The organism is Pantoea sp. GbtcB22 (genome assembly GCF_019091025.1).
Lineage (GTDB): Bacteria > Pseudomonadota > Gammaproteobacteria > Enterobacterales > Enterobacteriaceae > Pantoea > Pantoea leporis.
Map to the genome: position 1 here is coordinate 1,039,501 of NZ_JAGXKB010000001.1, position 23,599 is coordinate 1,063,099.

General features: G+C 54.0%; 23 protein-coding genes and 2 tRNA genes. 12 read left to right on the top strand and 13 right to left on the bottom strand.

Going from position 1 to position 23,599, the window contains the following annotated elements; translation table 11 throughout:
• Nucleotides 1–48: 48 nt before the first annotated feature.
• From agp to KVT28_RS04950, 3 genes are all read right to left on the bottom strand, one after another.
• Complete coding sequence (gene agp / locus KVT28_RS04940) at nt 49–1,650, bottom strand: bifunctional glucose-1-phosphatase/inositol phosphatase (protein ID WP_217547032.1); 1,602 nt, start codon at nt 1,648–1,650, stop codon at nt 49–51.
• Nucleotides 1,651–1,907: 257 nt separating this feature from the next.
• A tRNA-Ser gene (locus KVT28_RS04945) sits at nt 1,908–1,995 on the bottom strand.
• Nucleotides 1,996–2,031: 36 nt separating this feature from the next.
• Nucleotides 2,032–2,119, bottom strand: a tRNA-Ser gene (locus KVT28_RS04950).
• Between the two features lie 222 nt (nt 2,120–2,341).
• Here KVT28_RS04950 and yccA point away from each other — a divergent pair.
• A complete protein-coding gene (gene yccA, locus KVT28_RS04955; RefSeq protein WP_007887332.1) occupies nt 2,342–2,995 on the top strand; it encodes an FtsH protease modulator YccA in 654 nt (217 codons plus the stop codon).
• A gap of 98 nt (nt 2,996–3,093) precedes the next feature.
• Nucleotides 3,094–3,420, top strand: coding sequence for a sulfurtransferase TusE (gene tusE / locus KVT28_RS04960; protein WP_101761038.1), 327 nt, complete (start codon nt 3,094–3,096; stop codon nt 3,418–3,420).
• Here the strand turns inward: tusE and yccX are convergent, their stop codons facing one another.
• Complete coding sequence (gene yccX, locus KVT28_RS04965; RefSeq protein WP_101760913.1) at nt 3,421–3,699, bottom strand: acylphosphatase; 279 nt, start codon at nt 3,697–3,699, stop codon at nt 3,421–3,423.
• A gap of 85 nt (nt 3,700–3,784) precedes the next feature.
• Between yccX and rlmI the strand changes: the two genes are divergently transcribed.
• Together rlmI and hspQ are read left to right on the top strand one after the other, a co-directional pair.
• Nucleotides 3,785–4,975, top strand: coding sequence for a 23S rRNA (cytosine(1962)-C(5))-methyltransferase RlmI (gene rlmI, locus KVT28_RS04970; protein ID WP_110865872.1), 1,191 nt, complete (start codon nt 3,785–3,787; stop codon nt 4,973–4,975).
• A gap of 59 nt (nt 4,976–5,034) precedes the next feature.
• Complete coding sequence (gene hspQ / locus KVT28_RS04975; RefSeq protein ID WP_008101422.1) at nt 5,035–5,352, top strand: heat shock protein HspQ; 318 nt, start codon at nt 5,035–5,037, stop codon at nt 5,350–5,352.
• A 31-nt stretch (nt 5,353–5,383) separates the two neighbouring features.
• Here the strand turns inward: hspQ and KVT28_RS04980 are convergent, their stop codons facing one another.
• Entirely contained in the window at nt 5,384–5,797 is a 414-nt protein-coding gene (locus tag KVT28_RS04980) for a CoA-binding protein (protein ID WP_101760915.1), read from the bottom strand.
• A 177-nt stretch (nt 5,798–5,974) separates the two neighbouring features.
• On the opposite strand from KVT28_RS04980, the gene KVT28_RS04985 reads away from it, so the two are divergent.
• Nucleotides 5,975–6,601, top strand: coding sequence for a DUF2057 family protein (locus KVT28_RS04985; protein ID WP_217547035.1), 627 nt, complete (start codon nt 5,975–5,977; stop codon nt 6,599–6,601).
• Nucleotides 6,602–6,669: 68 nt separating this feature from the next.
• Nucleotides 6,670–7,131 (top strand): methylglyoxal synthase, encoded by a 462-nt coding sequence (locus KVT28_RS04990; protein WP_101760917.1) that lies wholly within the window; start codon nt 6,670–6,672, stop codon nt 7,129–7,131.
• Nucleotides 7,132–7,134: 3 nt separating this feature from the next.
• On the opposite strand, the gene helD is transcribed toward KVT28_RS04990, so the two are convergent.
• Nucleotides 7,135–9,189, bottom strand: a complete 2,055-nt coding sequence (gene helD / locus KVT28_RS04995; protein WP_217547037.1) for a DNA helicase IV — start codon at nt 9,187–9,189, stop codon at nt 7,135–7,137.
• A 123-nt stretch (nt 9,190–9,312) separates the two neighbouring features.
• Here helD and KVT28_RS05000 point away from each other — a divergent pair, with 123 nt between their 5' ends.
• The gene (locus KVT28_RS05000; protein WP_137385518.1) at nt 9,313–9,756 is read left to right on the top strand and encodes a YccF domain-containing protein; all 444 of its coding nucleotides are present in this window, start codon (nt 9,313–9,315) and stop codon (nt 9,754–9,756) included.
• A gap of 9 nt (nt 9,757–9,765) precedes the next feature.
• The gene (gene yccS / locus KVT28_RS05005) at nt 9,766–11,904 is read left to right on the top strand and encodes a YccS family putative transporter (protein ID WP_217547039.1); all 2,139 of its coding nucleotides are present in this window, start codon (nt 9,766–9,768) and stop codon (nt 11,902–11,904) included.
• On the opposite strand, the gene KVT28_RS05010 is transcribed toward yccS, so the two are convergent.
• Nucleotides 11,901–12,530: a TfoX/Sxy family DNA transformation protein gene (locus tag KVT28_RS05010; RefSeq protein WP_101760920.1), complete on the bottom strand. Its 630-nt coding sequence runs from the start codon at nt 12,528–12,530 to the stop codon at nt 11,901–11,903. The genes yccS and KVT28_RS05010 overlap by 4 nt on opposite strands.
• A 222-nt stretch (nt 12,531–12,752) precedes the next feature.
• On the opposite strand from KVT28_RS05010, the gene sulA reads away from it, so the two are divergent.
• Both sulA and ompA read left to right on the top strand, forming a co-directional pair.
• Nucleotides 12,753–13,244, top strand: a complete 492-nt coding sequence (sulA, locus tag KVT28_RS05015; RefSeq protein ID WP_217547041.1) for an SOS-induced cell division inhibitor SulA — start codon at nt 12,753–12,755, stop codon at nt 13,242–13,244.
• Nucleotides 13,245–13,593: 349 nt separating this feature from the next.
• The gene (gene ompA, locus KVT28_RS05020) at nt 13,594–14,664 is read left to right on the top strand and encodes a porin OmpA (RefSeq protein WP_101760922.1); all 1,071 of its coding nucleotides are present in this window, start codon (nt 13,594–13,596) and stop codon (nt 14,662–14,664) included.
• A 73-nt stretch (nt 14,665–14,737) separates the two neighbouring features.
• Here the strand turns inward: ompA and matP are convergent, their stop codons facing one another.
• Nucleotides 14,738–15,205 (bottom strand): macrodomain Ter protein MatP, encoded by a 468-nt coding sequence (gene matP / locus KVT28_RS05025; RefSeq protein WP_008101445.1) that lies wholly within the window; start codon nt 15,203–15,205, stop codon nt 14,738–14,740.
• Between the two features lie 53 nt (nt 15,206–15,258).
• Here matP and KVT28_RS05030 point away from each other — a divergent pair, with 53 nt between their 5' ends.
• Both KVT28_RS05030 and fabA read left to right on the top strand, forming a co-directional pair.
• On the top strand, nt 15,259–17,121 hold the full coding sequence (locus tag KVT28_RS05030) for a Lon protease family protein (protein WP_137385516.1): 1,863 nt from the start codon (nt 15,259–15,261) through the stop codon (nt 17,119–17,121).
• A gap of 67 nt (nt 17,122–17,188) precedes the next feature.
• Complete coding sequence (gene fabA, locus KVT28_RS05035) at nt 17,189–17,707, top strand: bifunctional 3-hydroxydecanoyl-ACP dehydratase/trans-2-decenoyl-ACP isomerase (RefSeq protein WP_101760924.1); 519 nt, start codon at nt 17,189–17,191, stop codon at nt 17,705–17,707.
• A gap of 66 nt (nt 17,708–17,773) precedes the next feature.
• Here fabA and rmf read toward each other — a convergent pair whose 3' ends face one another.
• The 5 genes from rmf to KVT28_RS05060 form a co-directional block, all read right to left on the bottom strand.
• Nucleotides 17,774–17,941 carry a ribosome modulation factor gene (gene rmf / locus KVT28_RS05040; protein WP_071531634.1) on the bottom strand — a complete coding sequence of 56 codons (168 nt, stop codon included), beginning with the start codon at nt 17,939–17,941 and terminating at the stop codon, nt 17,774–17,776.
• A 269-nt stretch (nt 17,942–18,210) separates the two neighbouring features.
• A complete protein-coding gene (gene pqiC, locus KVT28_RS05045; RefSeq protein ID WP_101760925.1) occupies nt 18,211–18,777 on the bottom strand; it encodes a membrane integrity-associated transporter subunit PqiC in 567 nt (188 codons plus the stop codon).
• On the bottom strand, nt 18,774–20,417 hold the full coding sequence (gene pqiB / locus KVT28_RS05050; RefSeq protein WP_101760926.1) for an intermembrane transport protein PqiB: 1,644 nt from the start codon (nt 20,415–20,417) through the stop codon (nt 18,774–18,776). The genes pqiC and pqiB overlap by 4 nt, the downstream gene beginning before the upstream one ends.
• The gene (gene pqiA, locus KVT28_RS05055) at nt 20,389–21,672 is read right to left on the bottom strand and encodes a membrane integrity-associated transporter subunit PqiA (RefSeq protein WP_110865866.1); all 1,284 of its coding nucleotides are present in this window, start codon (nt 21,670–21,672) and stop codon (nt 20,389–20,391) included. The genes pqiB and pqiA overlap by 29 nt, the downstream gene beginning before the upstream one ends.
• A gap of 15 nt (nt 21,673–21,687) precedes the next feature.
• A complete protein-coding gene (locus KVT28_RS05060; protein WP_217547044.1) occupies nt 21,688–23,598 on the bottom strand; it encodes an ABC transporter ATP-binding protein in 1,911 nt (636 codons plus the stop codon).
• Nucleotide 23,599: the final 1 nt, after the last annotated feature.

The following is a 23,599-nucleotide window of genomic DNA, read 5'->3' on the forward strand; positions in this document are numbered from 1 at the left end:
CAGGCACAAAAAACCCCGCCGCGGCGGGGTTTTCTTTAAGCAGCAAACTCAGTTACTGGTCGCTGCTTTGGCCGGTTCTTCTGATTTGGCCGGCGTTGCATCGGCTTGCGCTTTCTGTGCCGCTGCCGCATCAGCCTTGGCTTTGTCATCCGCTGCTTTCTGGGCAGTGGCTTTCTCCGCTTTGGCTTTCTCGTCTGCCGCTTTATCCGCCTTCACTTTCTCTTCAGCCGCTTTCGCGTCTGCAGCCTTCTGTGCTGCGGCTTTATCCGCTGCTGCTTTGTCTGCGGCTGCTTTATCCGCAGCAGTCTGATCGGCTTTCTGCTTAGCGTCATCTGCGGCTGGTGCTGCGGCCGCAGGTGCTGGCTGTTCTGCCGCAGCCGATGCCGCAGCAGGCTGCAGTGGCGTACCTTGCAGAGCACCGTTCAATGCGCCGGTGAATTGATCCCAACTGCAGTAGCCGTTGGCATCCGTTTCACAGCCCGCCAGTTGCAGCGTGACGCGCTTCGGTGGATTTTTCAGGCTCAGCACATCGGCATCGCGCAGCTGATCGGCCGTTTGATAGACGTACTCAATTTTCAGCAGATCTTTGTTGTTCTTCACATCGTGCCAGCGTTCGAATACTACCTGGCCGCCAATCGGCGTTTTCTCATCGTTGCCCGGCAGTTCATAAGGCTTAACCTGCAGCGCGCTGAGTAAGGAGGCGATGTTGGAATCATGACCAACCATCAGCGTCACTTTTGGCGCGTTGGCTTTATCCTGATCGACTAACTGGCTGCGGATGTAATCCACCAGCGGTGCGGCCACTTCGCGCGCCACTTCAGGAGAGGCAAACAGCGCATCCTGATAACCGTTTTTGATCGACGCCAGCTCTTTCCACTGTTCAGGCGTTTTGATCTGGCCCCAGGCAACCTGATCGGCCGGGAAACCTTCGTAATATTGCAGCGTAAACGCATCCACCAGCGAGTTGCCGATTTTCAGCGGACCGCTTACGTTCGGCTCTTTACCGTTATCCGCGCTGAAAGTGTTATCGCCGCTGCTCAAATCACACTGCTTTTTGCCGTTACAGGCCGGGGCAGATTTGTAATCGACGATTTTTTCCAGCTGCTGGAAGGCAGGCTTCAGTGCCAGCTTTTCATTGGCGGCGGTCATAGCAGCCAGGGCTTTCTTGTTGAATTCATCGCTGCCGTCGGTGACGACCGGATTGAAGATCGGATCCATGGTGCCCATCGCATCCTGATGCGTGACCGCGATATCACAGCCAGGGAAGGCGCCAGTGATAAAGTACTGCGCGGTCGCCACGGTGCGCTGAAGGCTGTTGGCGTAGACAAAGATGTTGCTGCTGTCCGGGCAAGTCCCGTTCTGGACTAAGCCCTGCTGTGCCAGCCACTGACGGGTATAATTCCCCATGTAGACTTCCAGCACGCCACCTTTGGTGGTGAGCTCACCGCCCGCGACATCCCACTGCGGCCAGCTCTTTTTGGTGGATTGTTCCAGTACGCTGCCGTTGTTGGCGAGCGGCGCACGCAGGTTATGACGGCTTAACATCAGCACCTGCTGGAGTTGCATATCTCCATCCGCAGCATAGGCGGACATGCCCATCGGGAGCGCAGCGATGACTGACAACGCGCAAAGACTCAGTTTCTTGATCATTGTGCCTATTCCATAATTCATCAGTGAAACACTCTGGCTTTCAAACGATTAGCCCGCCAAAGAGCGAATTACCGCACAGTGTAACTCAGCTTGCATCGGAAAATCGCCAGATGTTTGCAAAAAACCGTGCATGGAATATAGCAGTTAACGCGCGTGGCGTCGGGGAACGGCAGCAGATGGAAAAGCCACGCGATGTTTTTCGGAATTTGTGAACGCAGAAAAGCAAAAAGCCCGCATTTCTGCGGGCTTCTTTAATATGGCGGAGGAACAGAGATTCGAACTCTGGGATGGTTTCCCATCGACGGTTTTCAAGACCGTTGCCTTAAGCCACTCGGCCATCCCTCCGGGGATTTTTTTGTTGCGTCACTCTGCAAGAGTGAATGGCGGAGGAGGAGAGATTCGAACTCTCGGATGGTTTCCCATCGACGGTTTTCAAGACCGTTGCCTTAAGCCACTCGGCCACCCCTCCGCAATGAGGCGCACTATAAACATCCCCCATAACGATGTAAAGCCTGCAATGAATCGTTCGGCTGAAAAACAGCCAAATTCTATTTTTTCGGCGTCAATTTCGCCATTCTGCTCAGCGAAACAGCAATTTATCGCGTAAAGATGGGTAAAACGCCTTTTCTGTCTTTCAGGCGCTGCGTATCCTCGTGCCATATTTGGTGTTTCTCTCTTTAAGGAGCGCATGATGGAAAGAATTTTTAGCTCGTCGCAGCAATCGTTAGTCAGCACCCACAAGGTGCTGCGCAATACTTATCTGTTACTTGGCTTTACGCTGGCCTTCTCGGCCGTCACCGCCACACTCAGCACCGTGTTTGCCTTGCCTTCACCGGGCCTGATTCTGATGCTGGTCGGCTTTTATGGCTTGATGTTCCTGACGCATAAACTGGCTAACAGCCCGGCAGGTATTCTGGCGGCCTTCGCTTTCACCGGCTTCCTCGGTTACTGCCTTGGTCCAATCCTGAGCTCGTTCCTCACTGCAGGCATGGGTGATGTGATCGCCATGGCGCTGGGCGGCACCGCGCTGGTGTTCTTCGGTTGCTCGGCCTACGTATTGACCACGCGCCGCGATATGTCATTCCTGAGTGGCATGATGATGGCGGGCTTTGTCGTGCTGCTGGTGGCGGTGGTTGCTAATATCTTCCTGCAACTGCCTGCGCTGCATCTGGCGATTAGCGCCCTGTTCATCCTTTTCTCTGCCGGTGCCATCCTGTGGGAAACCAGCAACATCATTCACGGTGGTGAAACCAACTATATTCGCGCCACCGTAAGCCTGTATGTTTCGCTGTATAACATTTTTGTTAGCCTGTTGAGCCTGCTGGGCTTCGCTAACCGCGATTAAGCTGCCGCAAGAGTTGTCAAACCCCGCTTCGGCGGGGTTTTTGCTTTTTATGGCCGGGCGAATTTACAATGTGTCGATTAACGCCATGAGGAATGACTGTGAATTTTGCTGGTAAAGAGATTGCCACCGATGCGGAAGGCTATCTGAAAAATAGCGCGGACTGGAGCGAGCCGCTGGCTGCTGCCATCGCGGAGCAAGAAGCGATCGTGATGAGTGACGCGCATTGGGAAGTAGTGCACTTTGTGCGCAACTTTTACCAGGAATTTAATACGTCGCCGGCGGTGCGCATGCTGGTGAAAGCCATGGCGCAAAAGTATGGCGAGGAGAAAGGCAACAGCCGCTATCTGTTCCGTCTTTTCCCGGAAGGCCCGGCCAAGCAGGCGACCAAAATTGCCGGATTGCCGAAACCAGCCAAATGCCTGTAATCAGCCGGTGGTGAATCGCGTAGGCATCTCCCTGGGCTGATGCGGCTCCACCAGCACTTTATCTACCCGCGCGCTACGCGGCCCACCCGCTTTGAGCCAACTGATCAATGCATCGACCTGCTGCGCCTCACCGGACGCCAGCACTTCAACGCTGCCGTCCGCCAGATTGTGCGCATAACCGTTAAGATTCAACTCTCTGGCCTGCGCTTGGGTGTGGTAGCGAAACCCCACGCCCTGCACGATGCCGTGCACCCAAATTTTGCAGCATGTGGTAGCCATTGCGTTCTCCCATCGTCTTGCGTTGCAATTTGCCGCCATCCGCCGGAAAATGGCGCCTCATTTTTTCAGGTAAGCATAGCAAACTATGACCGTTCGATTGATTCTCACAAAGGGACGTGAAAAATCCCTGCTCCGCCGCCATCCGTGGGTGTTCTCTGGTGCCGTTGCACGTATGGAAGGTAAAGCCCAGTCTGGTGAAACCATTGATATCTGTGACTGCAATGGCAAATGGCTGGCTCGCGCCGCGTATTCTCCGCAATCACAAATTCGCGCACGCGTCTGGAGTTGGCAACAGGATGAGTCAATCGACATCACCTTCTTCGTGCGCCGCTTTGAGCAAGCCCAGCTGTGGCGTGACTGGCTGGCGAAACGTGATGGGCTGGACAGCTATCGTCTGATTGCCGGTGAGTCTGATGGCATGCCGGGCGTAACCATCGATCGCTTCGGCAACTTCCTGGTGATGCAGCTGTTGTCTGCGGGTGCCGAGTATCAGCGTCCGGCCATCGTCTCCGCCTTACAGCAGTGTTTCCCGGATTGCGCTATTTACGATCGCTCAGACGTGGCGGTGCGTAAAAAAGAGGGACTGGAGCTGGCGCAAGGGCCGGTTTCGGGTGAACTGCCGCCACCGCTGCTGCCGATTACTGAACACGGCATGAAGCTGCTGGTGGATATTCAGGGCGGTCATAAAACCGGCTACTACCTTGATCAGCGTGACAGCCGTTTTGCCACGCGTGGCTACTCAGATAATGCACGCGTGCTGAACTGCTTCTCTTACACCGGTGGTTTTGCGGTTTCTGCCTTGATGGGCGGCTGTCGTGAAGTGATTAGCGTTGATACTTCGCAAGACGCACTCGACGTGGCGAAACAGAACGTTGAACTCAATGGTCTGGATGTGTCGCGTGCCCAGTTTGTGCGTGACGATGTGTTCAAACTGCTGCGTCGTTATCGCGACAGCGGCGAAAAGTTCGACCTGATCGTCATGGATCCGCCGAAATTCGTAGAGAACAAGAACCAGTTGATGGGCGCGTGTCGCGGCTATAAAGATATCAATATGCTGGCCATTCAGCTGTTGAATCCTGGTGGCGTATTGCTGACCTTCTCCTGTTCTGGCCTGATGCCAACCGATTTGTTCCAGAAAATCATCGCTGATGCCGCCGTTGATGCCGGTCGTGATGTACAATTTATAGAGCAGTTCCGTCAGGCAGCCGACCATCCAGTGATCGCCAGCTATCCTGAAGGGCTTTATCTGAAAGGTTTTGCCTGCCGCGTGCTGTGACTTGAAAACGCTGTCCCTGCCTCCATATTGGTTACAGGGCAGTCTTTTGGGAGGTCACAATGATTACGACTAAATTTGGAATTGGACAGCAGGTCCGACATCGTCTCTCCGGGGTGCTCGGCGTTATCGTGGATGTCGATCCGGAGTTTTCGCTTGATGAGCCAGAAGTTGATGATGTCGCTGCCAGCGAAACGCTGCGCGCCGCGCCCTGGTATCATGTGGTGATGGAAGATGAAGAAGGCGATCAGGTGCATACCTATGTCGCTGAAGTTCAGCTGGCGGGGGAAACCTCCTTCGAACATCCCGAACAACCTTCAATGGATGAGCTGGCCGCGTCAATTCGGCAACAGCTGCAGGCACCCAGCCTGAGACATTAATCAAACGGCGACTCCGGTCGCCGTTTCTGTTTTAGTGCCTAATCCCCAGCCGAGGAATTTCAATTTTTGGACAGCGATCCATTATCACGGTCATACCCGCATCTTGCGCCAGCACCGCCGCCTGCTCATTAATCACGCCCAGCTGTAACCACAACGTATCCGCACCAATGGCGATCGCTTCCTGCGCTACGCCCCATGCCGCTTCGGCATTGCGAAACACATCTACCATATCCACTTTTCCGGGTACATCCGCCAGCGTGGCATAGGCGGTTTGACCAAGAAGTTGCTGTCCCGCCAATTTAGGACTCACCGGAATCACCTCGTATCCCTGATCGAGCAAATATTTCATCACGCCATAGCTCGGGCGATCGGGGCGGTCGCTGGCGCCCACTAACGCGATACGTTTGGTTTTAGTCAGCACATCGCGAATCGTTTGATCATTCATCTTTTTTCTCCTGGTTCATTCGCTTAAGTGTAGATGGCATTGCGCATCAGGCTGCAACTGTTGGTCACCAGAACTTTGCGCAGCAGCACGAATAAATATGTAAAAATGTAAATTTACTGCCATAATGTAATACTTTGCTACACATAATCGATTTACCCCCTTCTGCCGGGAGTTGAAATGAAGCTGTCTTTAACTGCTACGGGTTTACTGCTGTTGCTCGTATCAGCCTCATGCCAGGCCATCACTCTCAAGCTCGATCCCGAGATCGAACTGCTGGTGCTGGACGGGCGTAAAATTTCTGGTTCGCTGCTGAAAGGCGCAGGCAGCCTTGAGCTGGATCGTGGGCAGCATCAGTTTCTGTTTCGTGTGGAAAAACCGGGCACTGACGCCGCGCACTTTCAATCCGTGCCGATGATTGTCACTTTCAGCGCCAATGCCCATTCGGTGGCAATTCGCTTGCCTGCGCTCACTAATCGTCGTGAACGTAGCACCTTCGACAAAACCCTCAACTTTCAACTGATTGATGAACGCGGCATAGAAATCACCAGCCTGCGCGACCATTTGCCGAAGCCAGGTGATAACGATTTCGAAAAGGCGATGGTGAATTATAATCGTGATGCCCACGCCGCTTCGGTTCCGCGTTTTGCCTTACATTCGCTGAGCGCCAGCGAGGCGCAGTTGAATCTGGATTACGCCTGGCAAGACGTTAGCGATCTTCCCTCTTTGCATGGCTGGTTCAAGCGTTTTGATGCCGCCACACGTCTGCGTTTTATTAGCTGGATGAAAACCTTACGCGCAAGTTGATAGTGATGAAACGCCAGGGGTAAACTCCTGCATTAACACATAATGCATGAGAAGAAACAGGAAGCCCTATGGAGCAGACCGTTCGTACCCTTCAGGTTCAGAAACATATCGCCCTCGTTGCACACGATCACTGTAAAGCCTCGCTGCTGGAGTGGGTGCAAACCAACCAAAGCACGCTGCAACAGCATGTGTTGTACGCTACCGGCACCACCGGCAATCTGATTAATCGTCATACCGGATTGGATGTTAACGCCATGCTAAGCGGCCCGATGGGCGGCGATCAGCAAGTGGGTGCGTTGATTTCGGAAGGTAAAATTGATGTGCTGATTTTCTTCTGGGATCCGCTGAATGCGGTGCCGCACGATCCAGATGTCAAAGCGCTGCTGCGCCTCGCCACGGTGTGGAATATCCCGGTGGCCAATAACCGCACCACCGCAGATTTTATTATCCAGTCACCGAAGTTTGCCCAACAGATTGAGATTCAGATTCCAGACTATCAGCGTTATCTCGCCGAACGCCTGAAACCCTAATCATCAGGCCTTACGGCTTTGTGGCACACCTAATTCGCGCAGGTGCTCGACAAATACCGAAGGCCGATCTTTATCGAACATCAGCCACACCTGCTGGCGCGCACGCGTCATCGCCACATACGCCAGCCGTCGCTCCTCCGCATCCGGGAAATCTTCCGGCTGCGGCAGCAAACCCTCTTCCATGATGGATTCCCGCGCTTGTGCCGGGAAACCGTCGCGTCCCTGATGCAGCCCCAATACAATAACAAAATCCGCCTGTTGTCCTTTGCTGGCATGGATCGTCATGAAATCCAGCTTTAACTTTGGCCAGCGCGTTTTAGCTTTATCGAGGATTGCCGGCCGCAAATGGTGGTAACGCGCTAGCAGCAGTACGCGCTCTTCGGGTTTGGCATAACCGCTCAGTTTATCGAACAGCGCTTCCAGTTGATCCTGCGGCAGCAAAGTCACCGATTTTTTATTACCTTTGCTCAAGCTGTTCAGCGGCTTGCGCAGCTGATGCGGGTTCTGTTGTACAAAGCGATTGGCTATCTCACCAATACGATCGTTAAAGCGATAGGTGGTATCCAGCACGCAGCGATCGCCATCGCCGAAATAGTGATGGAACGCGGTGGTCAAACTCATTTCGGCACCGCTAAAGCGATAGATTGCCTGCCAGTCATCGCCCACCGCGTACAGGCTGGTTCGCTTGTTTTGCTGACGCAGCGCCGTCAGCAGTGCGGCTCGCTGCGGTGAGATGTCCTGAAACTCATCGACCAGAATATGCTTCCACGGGCTGATAAAACGCCCTTTCTCCAGAATGGCAATCGCCTGATGAATCAGCCCGGAGAAATCGACCGCGCCCTCCTCTTTCAGCGCGCTTTTCCATGCCTTTAACAGTGGCGCCATCAGTTTGACACGCTTGCTGAAATTATCGCGCTGCGCTTCTGCCACATCCGCGATCATTGCCGCCTGCGCGCCGCCGTGCATGCGCATCAAGCCCAGCCAGCGCTCCATGCGCGATGCGATGCGCTGCGCCAGTTTGTCATCTTGCCAAAAGGGACCTTCGGGAATCTCCCACTCCAGCTCATCCTGCAACCACTGACGCCAGCCGCTGGCCTGCGCTTTTTTGCTGTTGCACTGCTCGCGCCAGGTCTCTATCAGCAACTGTCGCCGCGCCTTGCTGTCGCTTTCCAGCTTGCTAATCACCGGTTGTTTGTTACTGCCTTCGCGGATGATATGCAGCGCCAACGCATGGAAGGTACGCGCCTGAATCGCGCTTTCACCAAGGCGCGTTTGAATACGGTCATTCATCTCTTCTGCCGCCTGACGACCAAACGCCAGCAACAGAATTTGATCCGCTTGCGCCAGCTTGCGTTTCAGTAGCCAACCGGCGCGCGCCACCAGCACCGAGGTTTTGCCACTGCCCGCCCCCGCCAGCACCAGCAGCGCGTCTTCGCCATTCACTACAGCTTCGCATTGCGATGGATTGAGCGGCGTGGTTTCAACCGTGGAAAAGAATTCGTGATAGTCGCTGAGGATCTTACTGGTCCATTGGCGATTGCGTTGGCGGATCGCCGCTTCACCCTGCTCCAGCCATTGCTGGCAGAATTCCCAGCGCTCACGACAGTTATCAAACTCGGCAATACGTGCGAGAGGCAACGGCAAGGCAGAAAACTGGCGTGTAATGCTCTCTTTTACCGCGCTCAGCTCACTGCGTTTCAACCAGCGATCCTGTTGGGTGAAGGCGAGGATTTCCTGCTCCAGCGCGACCAACACCTCCGCGCTCACCTCGCTCATCTCCTGGCTCCACTGCTGCCAGGCGTGCTGCAAGTAGTGGAAAAAGCGCTGCGTTTCCTGCCATTCGGTACCATGCAGGCGCACCACTTTCTCATCTGGCAGCAGAAACTCCAGTTCGCCCCATACCATGCCGCGTTTACAGGCAATGTTGAGCAACTGGTTAAACGGGATCAGATATTCATGGCGATCGCCACTGACTTCCACGCCGGCGGCCAGCAAGCGCACCCGATTATAGGGATGCTGTGCCAGACGTTTACCCATTGATGTTGCTTTCAGTTCCATGTCCGCACCGTCATGTGGAATTCGATATCGCGCAGTTTACCTGTCAGACTCTTGGCGCTCCAGCCTTAAAACAGGCTAAACTTGGCGCCACATATTGCGGATTACAAAAGGAAAAACACGTTTATGCGTACCGTACTTAATATTCTTAATTTCATTCTCGGCGGCTTTTTCACCACCCTCAGCTGGCTGTTTGCCACCCTGATGAGCATCGTGCTGATTTTTACGCTGCCGTTGACGCGCTCCTGCTGGGAAATCACCAAACTGTCTCTGCTGCCCTTTGGCAACGAAGCGGTGCATGTCGATGTGCTGCGCCCCGACAGTAAAAGCCATGTGATGAATACCGGCGGTACCTTCCTTAACATTTTCTGGCTGATACTGTTTGGCTGGTGGCTATGTCTGGCGCATATCTCGGCCGGTATCGTGCAGTGTCTGACCATCATCGGCATTCCTGTTGGCATCGCCAACTTCAAAATTGCCGCGATTGCGCTGTGGCCGGTTGGCCGTCGCGTGGTCTCCGTTGAAGAAGCGCAGGCTGCGCGTGAAGCCAATGCGCGTCGCCGCTACTGAGGCCGTTCAATGATTCATGACGCCTTGCCAGGCTGGCGACGTTATCTGTTTAACAGCAGCCTACGCTATTTGCTGCGCATCTTCTTTGCCTTAACCGGATGCGCGGCGGTACCGTGGTGGCTGCACCAAATCGAGTGGACCATTCCGCTGACGCTGGGCGTGGTCGCCGCGGCGCTGGCGGATCTCGACGATCGCTGGATTGGGCGTGTACGCAATCTTTTGATCACCCTGGTGTGTTTCTGTATTGCTTCGGTGTCGGTGGAACTGCTGTTCCCCCATCCGTGGGCGTTTGCTCTGGGTCTGGCGCTTTCCAGCTGGGGCTTTATTTTGCTCGGTGCGCTGGGACAGCGTTATGCCACCATCGCCTTTGGTGCGCTGCTGATTGCGGTTTATACCATGCTGGGCATCGGCTTGTTCCCGCAGTGGTGGATGCAGCCAGCGCTGCTGTTGATCGGTGCCCTTTGGTACAACTTGCTGACCTTTGTTGGTCATTTGATGTTTCCGGTGCGCCCGGTGCAGGAACAGCTGGCAGGCAGTTTTTCCCAGCTGGCGCGCTATCTTGAAGCCAAAGCAAACCTGTTTGATCCCGATGGCGGCGATCAGGATGACGCTACGCTGGTTGCCACGGCGATGGTCAACAGCCAGTTGGTGGCCCAGCTCAATCTCACTAAAAGCACCATTCAAAGTCGTTTGCGTGGCGACCGCGGTTCACGCAGCACGCGTCGCAGCCTGCACTACTATTTTGTCGCGCAGGATATCCATGAACGCGCCAGCTCCTCGCATCTGCAATATCATTTGCTGCGTGATAACTGGCGTTACAACGAAGTGCTGTTCCGTTTCCAGCGCCTGATGAACATGCAAGCGCGCGCGTGTCGGCAACTGGCGGAGACCATTTTGCTGCGTCAGCCGTGGCATCACGACAGCCATTTTGAACGCACCTTTGAACGGCTGGAAACCGCGCTGCAACGACTTCAGCAGAACGAGCCGCAGGATCCACACATTCACGCACTGTTCTGGCTGCTGCGTAATCTGCGTGCCATTGATGCGCAACTGGCATCGATTGAGTCAGAGCAGATGCTGGCCGAACCGTCCCCGCAGAGCGATCACCATCTGTCACGGGAAGGGCTCAGCGGCTGGGCGGATATCCGCTTACGCCTGAGTCGCCATCTCAGCCCACAATCGGCCCTGTTCCGCCATGCAGTGCGTATGTCGCTAGTGCTGTGTGTTGGCTACGCCTTTATTCAAATCACCGGCGTCGATCGCGGTTACTGGATCTTGCTGACCAGCCTGTTCGTCTGCCAGCCCAATTACAACGCCACCCGACGACGCCTCGCCTTGCGTATTGGCGGTACCTTAGCCGGCATCGCCATCGGCCTGCCGGTCTTGTGGCTGGTGCCCTCGATTGAAGGTCAGCTGGTGCTGATCGTGCTGAGCGGCGTGCTGTTCTTCGCATTCCGCCAGATTCAATATGCGCAAGCCACGTTGTTTATCACCTTGCTGGTTCTGCTGTGCTTCAATTTGCTCGGCGAAGGCTTTGAAGTGGCGCTGCCGCGCGTGGTGGATACCTTGCTTGGCTGCGGCCTGGCATGGCTAGCCGTGGCTTTTGTCTGGCCCGACTGGCGTTTTCGCAAAATCACCGCCGTTGCCGATCGAACATTGGATGCCAACTGCCGCTATCTGGATGCGATTATGGAGCAATATCATCAAGGCAAGGACAATCGTCTGGCTTATCGCGTGGCACGTCGCGATGCGCATAACGCCGATGCTGAGCTAGCGTCAGTGGTGTCAAACATCAGTGGTGAACTTAAGCTACAACAACCGCTACGTGAGAACGCGTTTCGACTGCTGTGTCTGAACCACTCCTTCCTCAGCTATATCTCGGCGCTGGGAGCGCATCGCGAACAGCTGGCAGATAGTACCTTACTGACCTTGCTGGATGACGCGGTCTGCTTCATAGAAGATGTGCTGCAGATCGATCGGGTTACGGATGCGCAAGCCACAGAGATGCAGCAGGCGCTAATGCAGCGCATGAGCGAGATGAAAAACAGCCCGGATACACGCGCACCATTAGTGATTCAGCAATTGGGATTGTTGGTCGCGCTGCTGCCCGAAATTGCCCGTCTACGCCGCACCCTCCTCAACGATTAAGGCTGCTGATGCTCCGCCGCCGCATGCTGGCGGAGCATTTTTAAATACCAGGCATAGAGCTCTTGCCGGATGGCGCTGGGTAACGCCGCCTCATGATGTCCTGATATTGCACCTTCCAGCGCCAGCAGCGTTTTTAACCCAATGTGCTTATTCACCGCGCGTAGTTTCAGCCAGCTTTGTCGCGATCCTGTTTCACACAGCAACCGCACCGAACTGATCCCCACCTTATGCAGCATCAGCTCCAGTCGCAGGCTTAAATTCGGCAGATCTTTCAATCGCAGCGAGACAAGTCTGGTAGCCGCTTCCTCCTGTGCGGCGCGCAATGAGCTAGCCGATAACTGCAATAATTGTTCGGGGTTTTGCCATAACTGTGTATCTACTTTGAAGTAGCTTAAGGTCACCGGCACGCCACGCTTGCGGTAAATCAGCGGTTCGAGTGAACGCTGTGCGTTATAGACGTGAAGCGCCTCGCTGGCTCGGAGATAAAGCGCATCTTCATTGATATAAGCGAAAATCACCTTCTCAATAGTCAGCGCATACCCCCCAAATTGCGTACGCGATTCAATTTTACCTAATGCCGCCAACTGCGCTTTCGATTGCTCAACTACCGGGTTATATCTCTTCATAACGCCCCCTTCAATGGATTCCATGCGCGGGAAATTTCCTATAAAAGCTCGCAGATTCATCTGGTTAGAAGATAAAAAAAACGATTTAGCTGTTCAATGAATAAAAGCAGGAGTGCGGGATCTTGTGCAGAAATTGCGAGGCGTTTTCAGAAATTGAGGTTGATCTTTATCCAGGAAGTCATTACTGTACATCCATACAGTTCATTACTGAGTGATTAAATTATGCGTACTCATTTCTCTGGCCCTGATGATCGTTCACATCGTTTCGCTTCACCTGGCTTAGCGCAACCTTCGCTGGGTGGAATTACTGAACTGCGCTCCAGCGAACAACCTGAAATGATGCAACTTATGCTGCTTCCGGTACTAAAACAGTTGAGCGAGCAATCGCGCTGGCAGCTGTGGCTCACTCCGGCTCATAAGCTAAATCGTAGCTGGATGCAGCAGTCGGGATTGCCGTTAGAAAAGAGTATGCATATCACCGAATCTGAGCGTTTTAACACCGTTGAAAGTATGGTGAAGGCATTACGTACGGGTAACTACAGCGTCGTGCTTGCCTGGATTCCGTACGAATTAAGTGATGAAGAGCGTTTAGAATTGGAACAAGCAGCGGCGGAAGGTGAAGCACTCGGTCTGATTTTGCGTCCACAGGGACGTCAATATGCTCATTCCAGACAACCTAATGCGTCAAAAATTCCCTCAGATTTGTTTCATTAAGTAAATCCAGGAATTTTCTCAGCATTTTTTTTGCAAAAGTTGCATCTAAGCTACTGATTCTTTTCCCGCCAGCTATGACAATGGCTTAGACGCTTTTTTGTTTTCTAAGACCGAAGATTTAGCCATATGTTTTGTTAAAATGTGTGTATAAATCGCTGTTTTTTTGCTGCCCGGCGTCACATCATACTTGTAAGTTTCCAATCTCGTTGTAGACTTTAGCTCGCCAGGGTGCTCAATAACCTCCGTTTTTTCGGTAGAGTCAAAAGCGAGCGTTTAGACCCGGCGAAGGATTAACACAAAGAGCAACCTTTTTGCTCATTGCCTATTTGGATGATAACGAGGCGCAAAAATGAAAAAGACAGCTATCGCAATTGCAGTGGCACTGGCTGGCTTCGCTACCGTAGCGCAGGCCGCACCTAAAGATAACACCTGGTACACCGGTGCTAAACTGGGCTGGTCTCAGTATCACGATACTGGTTACTACGGTAACGGTTATGAGAACAACAACGGTCCAACTCATGAATCTCAGCTAGGTGCTGGTGCATTCCTGGGTTATCAGGCGAACCCGTACCTGGGCTTCGAGCTGGGCTACGACTGGTTGGGCCGTATGCCTAACAAAGGTACCGTGACCAATGGCGCATTCAAAGCACAAGGCGTTCAGCTGGCTGCTAAACTGAGCTACCCAATTACCGAAGACTTCGATGTCTACACCCGTCTGGGTGGTATGGTATGGCGTGCTGACTCTACTCAGACCAACCCAACTACTGGCCGCATCAGCGACCACGACACCGGCGTTTCTCCGCTGGCTGCTGTTGGTGTTGAATACGCACTGACCAAAAACTGGGCAACTCGCCTGGACTACCAGTGGGTTAACAACATCGGTGACGCAGGTACCGTTGGTGCACGTCCAGACAACAGCATGCTGAGCGTAGGCGTTTCTTACCGTTTCGGTCAGGATGAAGATGCAGCGCCAGTTGTAGCTCCGGCTCCAGCTCCAGCGCCAGTTGTTGAAACCAAGCGTTTCACCCTGAAGTCTGACGTTCTGTTCACCTTCAACAAATCTACTCTGAAGCCAGAAGGTCAGCAGGCTCTTGATCAGCTGTACAGCCAGCTGAGCTCAATGGATCCGAAAGACGGCTCTGTTGTAGTACTGGGCTTCACCGATCGCATCGGTTCAGAGCAGTACAACCAGAAACTGTCTGAGAAGCGCGCGCAATCTGTAGTTGATTACCTGGTATCTAAAGGTATCCCTTCTAACAAGATCTCTGCACGCGGTATGGGCGAATCCAACCCAGTTACTGGCAACACCTGTGACAGCGTGAAAGGCCGCAATGCCCTGATCGACTGCCTGGCGCCAGATCGTCGCGTTGAAATCGACGTGAAAGGTATCAAAGACGTTGTAACTCAGCCACAGGCTTAAGTTATCACGCAGTAAAAAACCCCGCTAAGGCGGGGTTTTTTTATGGCTGAATGTAATGAGAACGAAAAGGATTCTACTCTTTTTCCGAGCCACCATTTCCGAGGATCGCCTGCAGATCTTGCTTCAGCGTAGACATCTGGCTGGCGTACTTCTCTTTGCGTTCAGCATCTTCAATTAACTGAACTATGGTTTCTGACAGCGTATTACTGCGACGCTGCGCCAATCCTGCCAGACGCTGCCACACCAGATATTCCAGATCGATCGATTTCTTACGCGTGTGCTGATGCTCAGCATTAAAGTGACGTTTACGACGTGCACGTATTGTCTGCTTGAGACGATTCTCCAAATCTGGATGAATGTGCTGGGCGATCCACTCGTTAACCTCAACCGGGCTGTTTTCCATCGACAACAACGTATCGACCGCAGCTTGCGCCGCACTAAGCTCAAGATGACGGGTGATCAGTTCACCCTCCCGATGCTTTTTCACCAGGTATTTCCACTTCCATCCACTTTCAAGATTTTCGAGTTGCTGGTATTTCATCGGAATCTCATCGTGATCACGTAACAAACTAAGAATAACAGCTTTTTTCCTGGATGCAGCAAGGAAAAACATGTTGCAGCCGTCACAATCCGGGCCGGAACTCCGCCGTGATTAACCAGGTTGATTCCTGTATAATCGCGCTTTTCCTAAATCAGACTAATGCGAATATTTTGACCAGCACTCAAATTACGTGGCAAGCCCTGCAGCCGGATAGCGACCGCTACCAATCCATTTTCTCGAACGTCTCACTGGAAGATTGCGATAGTCTTGCCGCGGTTCAGCCGCGTCTGCTGAATGCGCTGGCGCATTTGCATCATCAAACCCTGGGTTTTCCGCTGCTGCTGTTACGCAGTCAGGAAAACAGCGATTACCTGGCCTGCATCGCCGATGCGGCGCAACGTTTCCAGCCGGATGAAATTTCTCTTTACGGTGGCGACTATCATGTGATGGGCGATACCGTCAGTCTTCTACCGCCAACCGATATCAATCGCCCCTTCACCAGCCAGGGCGGCGTGCATTTCGCCGACTGGATTGAAGCTGAACAGTTGTTCGGTTGCGTACGTCAATATAAAGACCGTGTGCAGCCTGAACCGGGCTTACTGCATCGCGCCAATGGCGGTACGTTGATTCTTGCGGTCAACACTTTACTGGCACAGCCGCTGCTGTGGCTGCGTTTGCGTAAGTGTATTGAGCAAGGTCGCTTCGATTGGTATTCACAGGATGAGCGTCAACCATTGCCCGTCGCCATTCCCCCGCTACCGTTGCAACTGCGTCTGGTACTGTGTGGCGACCGTGATGCACTGGCCGCCTTCCAGGAAATGGACGTCGAAGTTCATGAGATGGCGCTGTATAGCGAATTCGAAGAGAGCTTACAAATTCTCGACGAAGATGACATGACGTCATGGTGCCAGTGGACGCTAACGCAAGCCGAACAAGCCGGATTAGCGCAGCCTGAAGCCGATTTCTGGCCATTGTTGATCACCGAAGCAGCACGCATGACCGGTGATCAAGACACGTTGCCGCTTTGCCCGCGCTGGCTGCGTCGCCAGCTGCAAGAAGCGGCGCTGCATGGCGACAGCATCAATGGCGAAGCGTTGAAAGAAGCGCTGGAAGCGCGCCAATGGCGTGAAGGCTTCCTCGCCGATCGCATGCGTGATGAAATCCTGCTTAATCAGATCATGATTGAAACCGAAGGCGAAGTGGTTGGGCAAATTAACGGCCTTTCGGTGGTTGAGTTCCCAGGCCATCCGCGTCCGTGGGGAGAACCTTCGCGCATTACCTGTGTGGTACACCCGGGCGATGGCGAGTTCACCGATGTGGAGCGCAAAGCCGAATTAGGTGGCAACATTCATGCGAAAGGCATGATGATTATGCAAGCCTACCTGATTGCCGAGCTGGAACTAGAGCAACAGCTGCCCTTCTCCGCTTCACTGGTATTTGAACAATCCTATTCCGAAGTGGATGGCGACAGCGCCTCGCTGGCCGAACTCTGTGCGTTAATCAGTGCGCTGGCTAATCAGCCGGTTAACCAGCAGATTGCGGTGACCGGCTCAGTTGATCAGTTTGGTAACGTGCAGCCCGTCGGCGGCCTGAACGAAAAAATTGAAGGCTTCTTCCAAATCTGTCATTCACGTGAATTGACCGGCAAGCAAGGTGTCATTTTCCCTGCCAGTAACGCGCGCCATCTCAGTCTGAATCAGGATGTTGTGGAAGCGGTTAAGGCCGGACAATTCCATCTTTGGGCCATTGAGAGCGTAGATGAAGCGTTGCCGCTGCTGACCGGCATTGCCTGGCAGAGTGAAAGCGGCGAATCTCTGCTTAGCACCATTCAGGAACGTATTACCCAGCTGAACCAGCAGGAAGCTCGCCTGCGTCCGTGGCCACTACGTTGGCTCAACTGGTTCAACCACAGCTGATAACATTGCTCAGCGTACAACTGTTCGCTAATATTCGGGCTTCACTAAAAGAAGGCATATTGAGAACATGGTAGATAAACGCGAATCCTATAGTAAAGAAGACCTGATTGCCTCGGGTCGCGGCGAACTGTTTGGCGAAAATGGACCGCCGCTTCCATCCAACAACATGTTGATGATGGACCGCGTGGTCAAAATGACCGAAGACGGCGGTAAATTCGATAAAGGTTTCGTCGAAGCCGAACTGGATATCCGCCCTGACCTGTGGTTCTTTGACTGCCACTTCATTGGCGATCCGGTAATGCCGGGTTGCCTCGGCCTCGATGCGATGTGGCAGCTGGTAGGTTTCTACCTCGGCTGGCTGGGCGCAGAAGGTAAAGGCCGCGCGTTGGGCGTGGGTGAAGTGAAGTTCACTGGACAAGTCCTGCCTACCGCCAAAAAAGTGACCTATAAAATTCACTTCAAACGTGTGATTAACCGTAAACTGGTGATGGGCGTGGCAGATGGCGAAGTCTTCGTTGACGGGAACCTGATTTACTCTGCGACCGATTTGAAAGTGGGTCTGTTCAAAGACACCTCAGCTTTCTAATCCTTCCAAATGAAAACCTCCGCACGCAGCGGAGGTTTCTTCCATAATGTTAGACATCCAGCAGTGCTAGGCCACCGCTGACCTGTCCTCCATGGCTTGACGCCAACCTCCCAACCAGTGAGACCGTGCATCGATCAATTGATAAGGGCATATCTCTTTCGAGCGGCCCGTAATACCGGCTTGGTAGCCTCGTGAATGTGCTCGTTCCAGGCGGTCTCTCTTCTGTCTCTTCATGCCTCGTTTCCCTCATTTCAGGTCTGGTGGAATCTGGGTGGAAAGAAAGAGTGGCGATATAATGTTCAACCACAGTAATGTTCTAACCCGATGCCGAAGAAAGGTCAATGCGCAAAATTCACGCCAATGTCATGTTTTTGACGTTAAAGTGCCATGTAGAATTGTCAGTTGATCGTCTATCTGGCTGATTAGGCAATAAAAAAAGCCCCTGATTTGACTGCGATCACACTACAGTAAATCAAGGACTTAGCATAAGCATCGAACAAATCTTAATTTAGCGAAACGACACTATTTGCGATTTGTTGTGCGGTTTGCTGCCAGCCGAGAGCCAGAGTACGTACCAGCGCATCATAGCCATCTTCGGTTTGCGGCAGCGTCAGATTAAAGCCATGTTTGATTAGGCGTCCTTGATGCTGCAGTAACCATTCGCCACTCACCACCACTTGTCCATCGTAGCGTCCCTGGAAACCGGTAACGTTTACCGACAGCGTATCGTGCGTATCGCCCAGCGGCGCACCGGCAACCAGGCGGCCAGGTAGCGCTTTACTGAGATTACTGATCAACGTTTGCTGCAGCTGTTGATCGAGCGGACTGGCCCACAGGTTATTGGCTGCAATCACGTACTTCACATCGCTGGTCTGATAGACCAGGCCGTTGCCCGCCATGTAATCCGGTACAGTTACTTGCTCAACCCAAATCATCGGTTGGCCAGTGCCCGCGGCACTTTCAACGCGCGCCACATTGCTGCCCGCAGGCAGCTGATAATAGGTATTTTCAATGGTGCTGCTGCAGCCTGCCAGCAGCAACAGCGCCCCGATAATTAGCCCTTTTTTCACTGTTTCGCCCTCTTTGGCTGTGGATCCTGGCCCGGCTTGGCCTCAAACACCAGCGCGTTACTTTTGCTGTTCAGCGTTTTCAGCACCGGCTGCAGTTCTCGCAGTACCTGATCAAGCCGCTGCATATCGCCCACCAGCTTGCTGTAAGCCGGTGAACCTGGCTGCAGCCCTTTCATGCTGCGGTTCAGTTCGCGCAAGGTTTGCTGCATGTCTGAAGGCAGGGTTTTCATCGCCGGATTCGCCGTGACCTGATTAAGGTTATCCAGCGTTTTCTGCAACCGCTGCAGGGTGCGCTGGCTCTCTTTCAAGGTACCTGTGGCTTCATTCAGTACTGGATTAAGTGGCAAGCCGTTGATCTTATCCAGCGCCGCCATCAGTTTCTGCTGAATCTGCGCCAGGCCGCCGCTGACGGTTGGAATCACTTCCAGGCCAGCCACCTGATTCGGGCCTTGATACGCCGGTGCGTTATCGTAGAAATCGAGGTCGATAAATAGCGCGCCAGACAGCAGGTTGCCGGTTTTCAGCGTCGCACGCAGACCGCGTTTTTTGCCATCCTGCAGATGCTGCTCAAGATTGAAATCTCCGCCCAGGCGATTAACAAACCGATCCGGCTCAATGCGAATCAGCACCGGCACACGATAATCCGTATTCAGCGCCTGATTCACGCCCGGAATCATATAAGGCACTTGTGACACCGTACCCAAACGAATGCCGCGGAACTCAACCGGTGCGCCAACCTGCAAGCCGCGAATTGAATCGGTGAAGAACAGCAGGAAATCGGTATGAGCACTGTAGAGCGAATCCTGGATGCTGCGCTGATCGTCGTACAGATGGTATTCCGCCTTGTTCTCCGCCGCCCGGCCCAGCTCAGCGCCGTCCGGCACATCAAAGCTGACGCCGCCGCTGAATAGCGTAGTGAGCGATCCCATCTCTACGCGCATGCCTGATGCAGACATATCGACGGCAATGCCGCTGTCTTTCCAGAAACGCACGTTGGTGGTGATCAGGCGATCGTAAGGCGCCGAGATAAACAGCTGATAAGTCATCATGCGTTTATCGGTATCAAAGTTGCTGGTTTCCACTGAACCTACGCGATAACCGCGGAACAGCACCGGATCGCCCGCATTAAGCTGACCGGCTTTTTTGCTGTCGAGCGTTATGCGAATGCCTTTGGCATCCGGCGGCGCCAGCGGCGGTGCATCCAGCAGTTGATAACGTTCCGGCTTATCGCCCTTCGCGCCCGGCTGCAGCTCGATATAGGCACCGGAAAGCAGCGTGCCCAATCCGGTAATGCCTTCGCGACCAATTTGCGGTTTCACCACCCAAAATGCGCTGTCGCCCTGTAGCAACTTTTCCATGCCCGAATTAAGACGCGCTTTAATCTCTACATGGTGCAAATCGTCGGTCAGAACCGCGCTTTCCACCACACCGACGTTGACGCTGCGGCTCTTAATGGTGGTTTTGCCGGCTTCGATGCCTTCCGCATTTTCGGTAATCAGCGTCACTTCCGGGCCCTGATGGCTGAAGTGATAAAAAAGAATCCATCCGCCGATTAACAGCGTGACAATAGGTACAATCCAGACCGGCGACCAGCGTTTAATCTGGTCGACCTTAGCAGTCCCGTGATGGTTGTCCGTCAAGACGCGGCTCCTTACGTTCAGTTTCTCGTTGTCGATCCCACAGCAGGCGCGGATCAAAGGTCATTGCGGCAAACATGGTGAGGATGACCACCATGGCAAACAGCAGCGCGCCCGGCGCAGGATACACGCTCATCAGCCGACCCATCCGCACCAGCGCAGAGAGAACGGCGATTACAAACACATCAATCATTGACCAACGGCCAACGAATTCAACCACCTCATAAACCACGTGCATCTTTTCATCATCGCGCCCACCGCGTCCGCTGCCGTGCCAGCACAGCCAGGCAATCGCCAGCATTTTCAGCGAAGGCACCATGATACTGGCGATGAAGATCACCAGCGCCACCGGCCACGAACCGTCGCTCCACAACAAAATTACCCCGGCCATAATGTTCGAAGGATATTGCGAACCGAGCGTTTCGGTCACCATGATCGGCATAATATTCGAGGGAATATAGAGCATCACCGAGGTGATCAGCAGCGCCAGCGTCCACTGCAGACTGTGCTTGCGGCGCGCATGCGCCTTCACACCACAACGCGGGCACGCCAGTTGGTCAGCGGGCAGAATCGCGGTACAACACGGACAGCTACGCAAACCTTGCTTCAGGCCGCTAACACCGGCCAGCGGCGTTTTCGGCAGCGGCGGTAACGGATTGATGCGGTGCCACACCCAACGGCGATCAACACATTGAAAAGCGCGCAATTGCAACACGCAGAACAGACACCACGGCCAAAAACTGCTGCCGAGGCCAATCTCACCATACGCCATCAGCTTAACGAAACTGACCAGCACGCCAGCCATAAAAATTTCCGCCATGCCCCAGCTACGCAGCTGAAACAGCACGCGCGCCAACCCAAGCCGCAGGTTGTGCGGCATGCGGACGTTATTGACCAGCAGAATAATGGTGATCATGCAGAAGGCAGGAATGCCCTGCACAAACAGCAGAAACAGCGTTGCCAGGCTGCGGTAATCTTCGCGATCCATCACCTGGGGGATTTCCAGCAGCGATATCTGGCTGCTCAATCCCGCGACGTGCATATTGATGAAAGGAAACAGATTGGCCAGCACCAGCATAAACAGCGCCGAAAAGGCGTAGCCGGTCGGACGTCGACGCGGCTCCTGCCAGTTGGCTTGCAGCGTGGTGTGACAACGCGGGCAACGCGCACGGCTGCCAACCGGTACAGCGGGCAGCTTTACTGTTAAATCACACTGTGGACAAAGACTCCACTGATGCGCTTGATCCGCTGCACACATGCTGACTCCTTCCGATTACGCGCCGTTTTTCAGTGCTTCCAGCTCTTCCCAGCGTTCGAACGCCACTTCCAGCTCCTGCTCGGTTTGCGCTAACGCATCCAGAACCGGCTGGGTTTTATCGTGTGGCTGGCTGAAGAAATCTGGATGACTCATTTTAGCCTGCAACTCACCGATGCGGGTTTCCAGCTGCTCCAGTTTTTGTGGCAGCTGTTCCAGCTCACGTGCCAGGTTATAGCTTAGCTTGTTGGCCGGACGTTTGGCGGAGTCACTTTTCTCAGCGGTTTTCACCGGTGTAGCCGGTTTAGCCTGCGAGGCTTTGCCCTGCTTATAGGCTGCGCGCTGCTGCTGAGCATCGTGATAGCCACCGACAAAGGTGCCGATTTCGCCGTTGCCTTCAAAGATCCAGCACTCGGTCACGGTGTTGTCGACGAATTGACGGTCGTGGCTCACCAGCATCACGGTGCCCTGATAACCATCCACCAGCTCTTCCAGCAATTCCAGCGTTTCGACGTCGAGGTCGTTGGTCGGTTCATCGAGAATCAGCAGGTTGCTTGGCTTGAGGAACAGACGCGCCAGCAGCAGGCGGTTACGCTCACCGCCGGACAAGGCGCGCACCGGCGTCATGGCGCGTTTCGGATGGAACAGGAAGTCCTGCAGGTAACCGAGCACGTGGCGCGGTTTGCCGTTAACCATCACTTCCTGCTTACCTTCAGCGAGGTTATCCATCACGGTACGATCCGGATCCAGCTCAGCGCGGTGCTGATCGAAGTAAGCGATTTCCAGCTTGGTACCGCAATGCACGCGGCCGCTGTCGGCTTTCAGCTGATCCAGCATCAAACGCAGCAAGGTGGTTTTACCGCAACCGTTAGGGCCAATCAGGGCGATTTTGTCGCCGCGCTGCACCTGAGTAGAGAAGTCTTTCACCAGGGTTTTGCCACCCACGCTGTAATTGACATCTTCCATCTCAAACACGATTTTGCCTGAACGTGCCGCTTCGCCGACTTGCATATTGGCTTTGCCCATCACTTCACGACGTGCAGAGCGCTCGTTACGCAGCGCTTTCAAGGCACGTACACGGCCTTCGTTACGCGTGCGGCGCGCTTTGATGCCCTGACGGATCCACACTTCTTCCTGCGCCAGCTTGCGGTCAAACTCGGCGTTCTGCATCTCTTCGACACGCAGCGCTTCTTCTTTGCCGGTCAGGAACAGATCGTAGTTGCCCGGCCAGGAAACCAGCTTGCCGCGATCAAGATCGACAATGCGCGTCGCCATGTTGCGAATAAACGAACGGTCATGCGAAATGAAGATGATGCTGCCGGTGAATGTCTTGAGGAACGTTTCCAGCCAATCAATGGTTTCGATATCAAGGTGGTTGGTCGGTTCGTCGAGCATCAGTACGCGCGGGTTGCTCACCAGCGCGCGGCCCAACGCCGCTTTACGCAGCCAGCCGCCAGACAGCGAAGACAACTCGGTATCCGCATCCAGACCAATCTGCTGCAGCACATCGTTGATGCGGCTATCCAGCTGCCACAGATTCTGATGGTCAAGGATGGTTTGCAAACGACCCATCTCGTTCAGGTTCTTCTCGCTCGGATCTTCCATCACCAGATGGGAAATCGCGTGATAAGCCTTGAGATGCTCCGCCTGCTCGGCCACGCCTTCGGCAACGAAGTCATAAACAGAACCGGTAATGTTGCGTGGCGGATCCTGTTGCAGACGCGCCACCACCAAATCCTGCTCATAAATGATGCGGCCGTCATCCAGCGGCTGTTCGCCGTTGATGATTTTCATCAGCGTCGATTTACCGGCGCCGTTACGGCCAACCAGACAGACGCGTTCGCCCTCTTCGATATGCAGTTCGGTGTTATCCAACAGCGGCGCATCGCTGAACGAGAGGTAAGCGCCATGGATACTGATCAGTGACATA

Coding starts and splice junctions, on each gene's coding strand:
- yccS (WP_217547039.1), top strand. CDS start 9,766: ATGATTCATGACGCCTTGCCAGGCTGGCGACGTTATCTGTTTAACAGC.
- KVT28_RS04985 (WP_217547035.1), top strand. CDS start 5,975: ATGAAGCTGTCTTTAACTGCTACGGGTTTACTGCTGTTGCTCGTATCA.
- KVT28_RS05030 (WP_137385516.1), top strand. CDS start 15,259: ATGCAGCAAGGAAAAACATGTTGCAGCCGTCACAATCCGGGCCGGAAC.
- hspQ (WP_008101422.1), top strand. CDS start 5,035: ATGATTACGACTAAATTTGGAATTGGACAGCAGGTCCGACATCGTCTC.
- ompA (WP_101760922.1), top strand. CDS start 13,594: ATGAAAAAGACAGCTATCGCAATTGCAGTGGCACTGGCTGGCTTCGCT.
- matP (WP_008101445.1), bottom strand. CDS start 15,205: ATGAAATACCAGCAACTCGAAAATCTTGAAAGTGGATGGAAGTGGAAA.
- rlmI (WP_110865872.1), top strand. CDS start 3,785: ATGACCGTTCGATTGATTCTCACAAAGGGACGTGAAAAATCCCTGCTC.
- KVT28_RS04980 (WP_101760915.1), bottom strand. CDS start 5,797: ATGAATGATCAAACGATTCGCGATGTGCTGACTAAAACCAAACGTATC.
- KVT28_RS05000 (WP_137385518.1), top strand. CDS start 9,313: ATGCGTACCGTACTTAATATTCTTAATTTCATTCTCGGCGGCTTTTTC.
- yccA (WP_007887332.1), top strand. CDS start 2,342: ATGGAAAGAATTTTTAGCTCGTCGCAGCAATCGTTAGTCAGCACCCAC.
- helD (WP_217547037.1), bottom strand. CDS start 9,189: ATGGAACTGAAAGCAACATCAATGGGTAAACGTCTGGCACAGCATCCC.
- KVT28_RS05010 (WP_101760920.1), bottom strand. CDS start 12,530: ATGAAGAGATATAACCCGGTAGTTGAGCAATCGAAAGCGCAGTTGGCG.
- KVT28_RS04990 (WP_101760917.1), top strand. CDS start 6,670: ATGGAGCAGACCGTTCGTACCCTTCAGGTTCAGAAACATATCGCCCTC.
- sulA (WP_217547041.1), top strand. CDS start 12,753: ATGCGTACTCATTTCTCTGGCCCTGATGATCGTTCACATCGTTTCGCT.
- KVT28_RS05060 (WP_217547044.1), bottom strand. CDS start 23,598: ATGTCACTGATCAGTATCCATGGCGCTTACCTCTCGTTCAGCGATGCG.
- yccX (WP_101760913.1), bottom strand. CDS start 3,699: ATGGCTACCACATGCTGCAAAATTTGGGTGCACGGCATCGTGCAGGGC.
- pqiA (WP_110865866.1), bottom strand. CDS start 21,672: ATGTGTGCAGCGGATCAAGCGCATCAGTGGAGTCTTTGTCCACAGTGT.
- agp (WP_217547032.1), bottom strand. CDS start 1,650: ATGATCAAGAAACTGAGTCTTTGCGCGTTGTCAGTCATCGCTGCGCTC.
- fabA (WP_101760924.1), top strand. CDS start 17,189: ATGGTAGATAAACGCGAATCCTATAGTAAAGAAGACCTGATTGCCTCG.
- rmf (WP_071531634.1), bottom strand. CDS start 17,941: ATGAAGAGACAGAAGAGAGACCGCCTGGAACGAGCACATTCACGAGGC.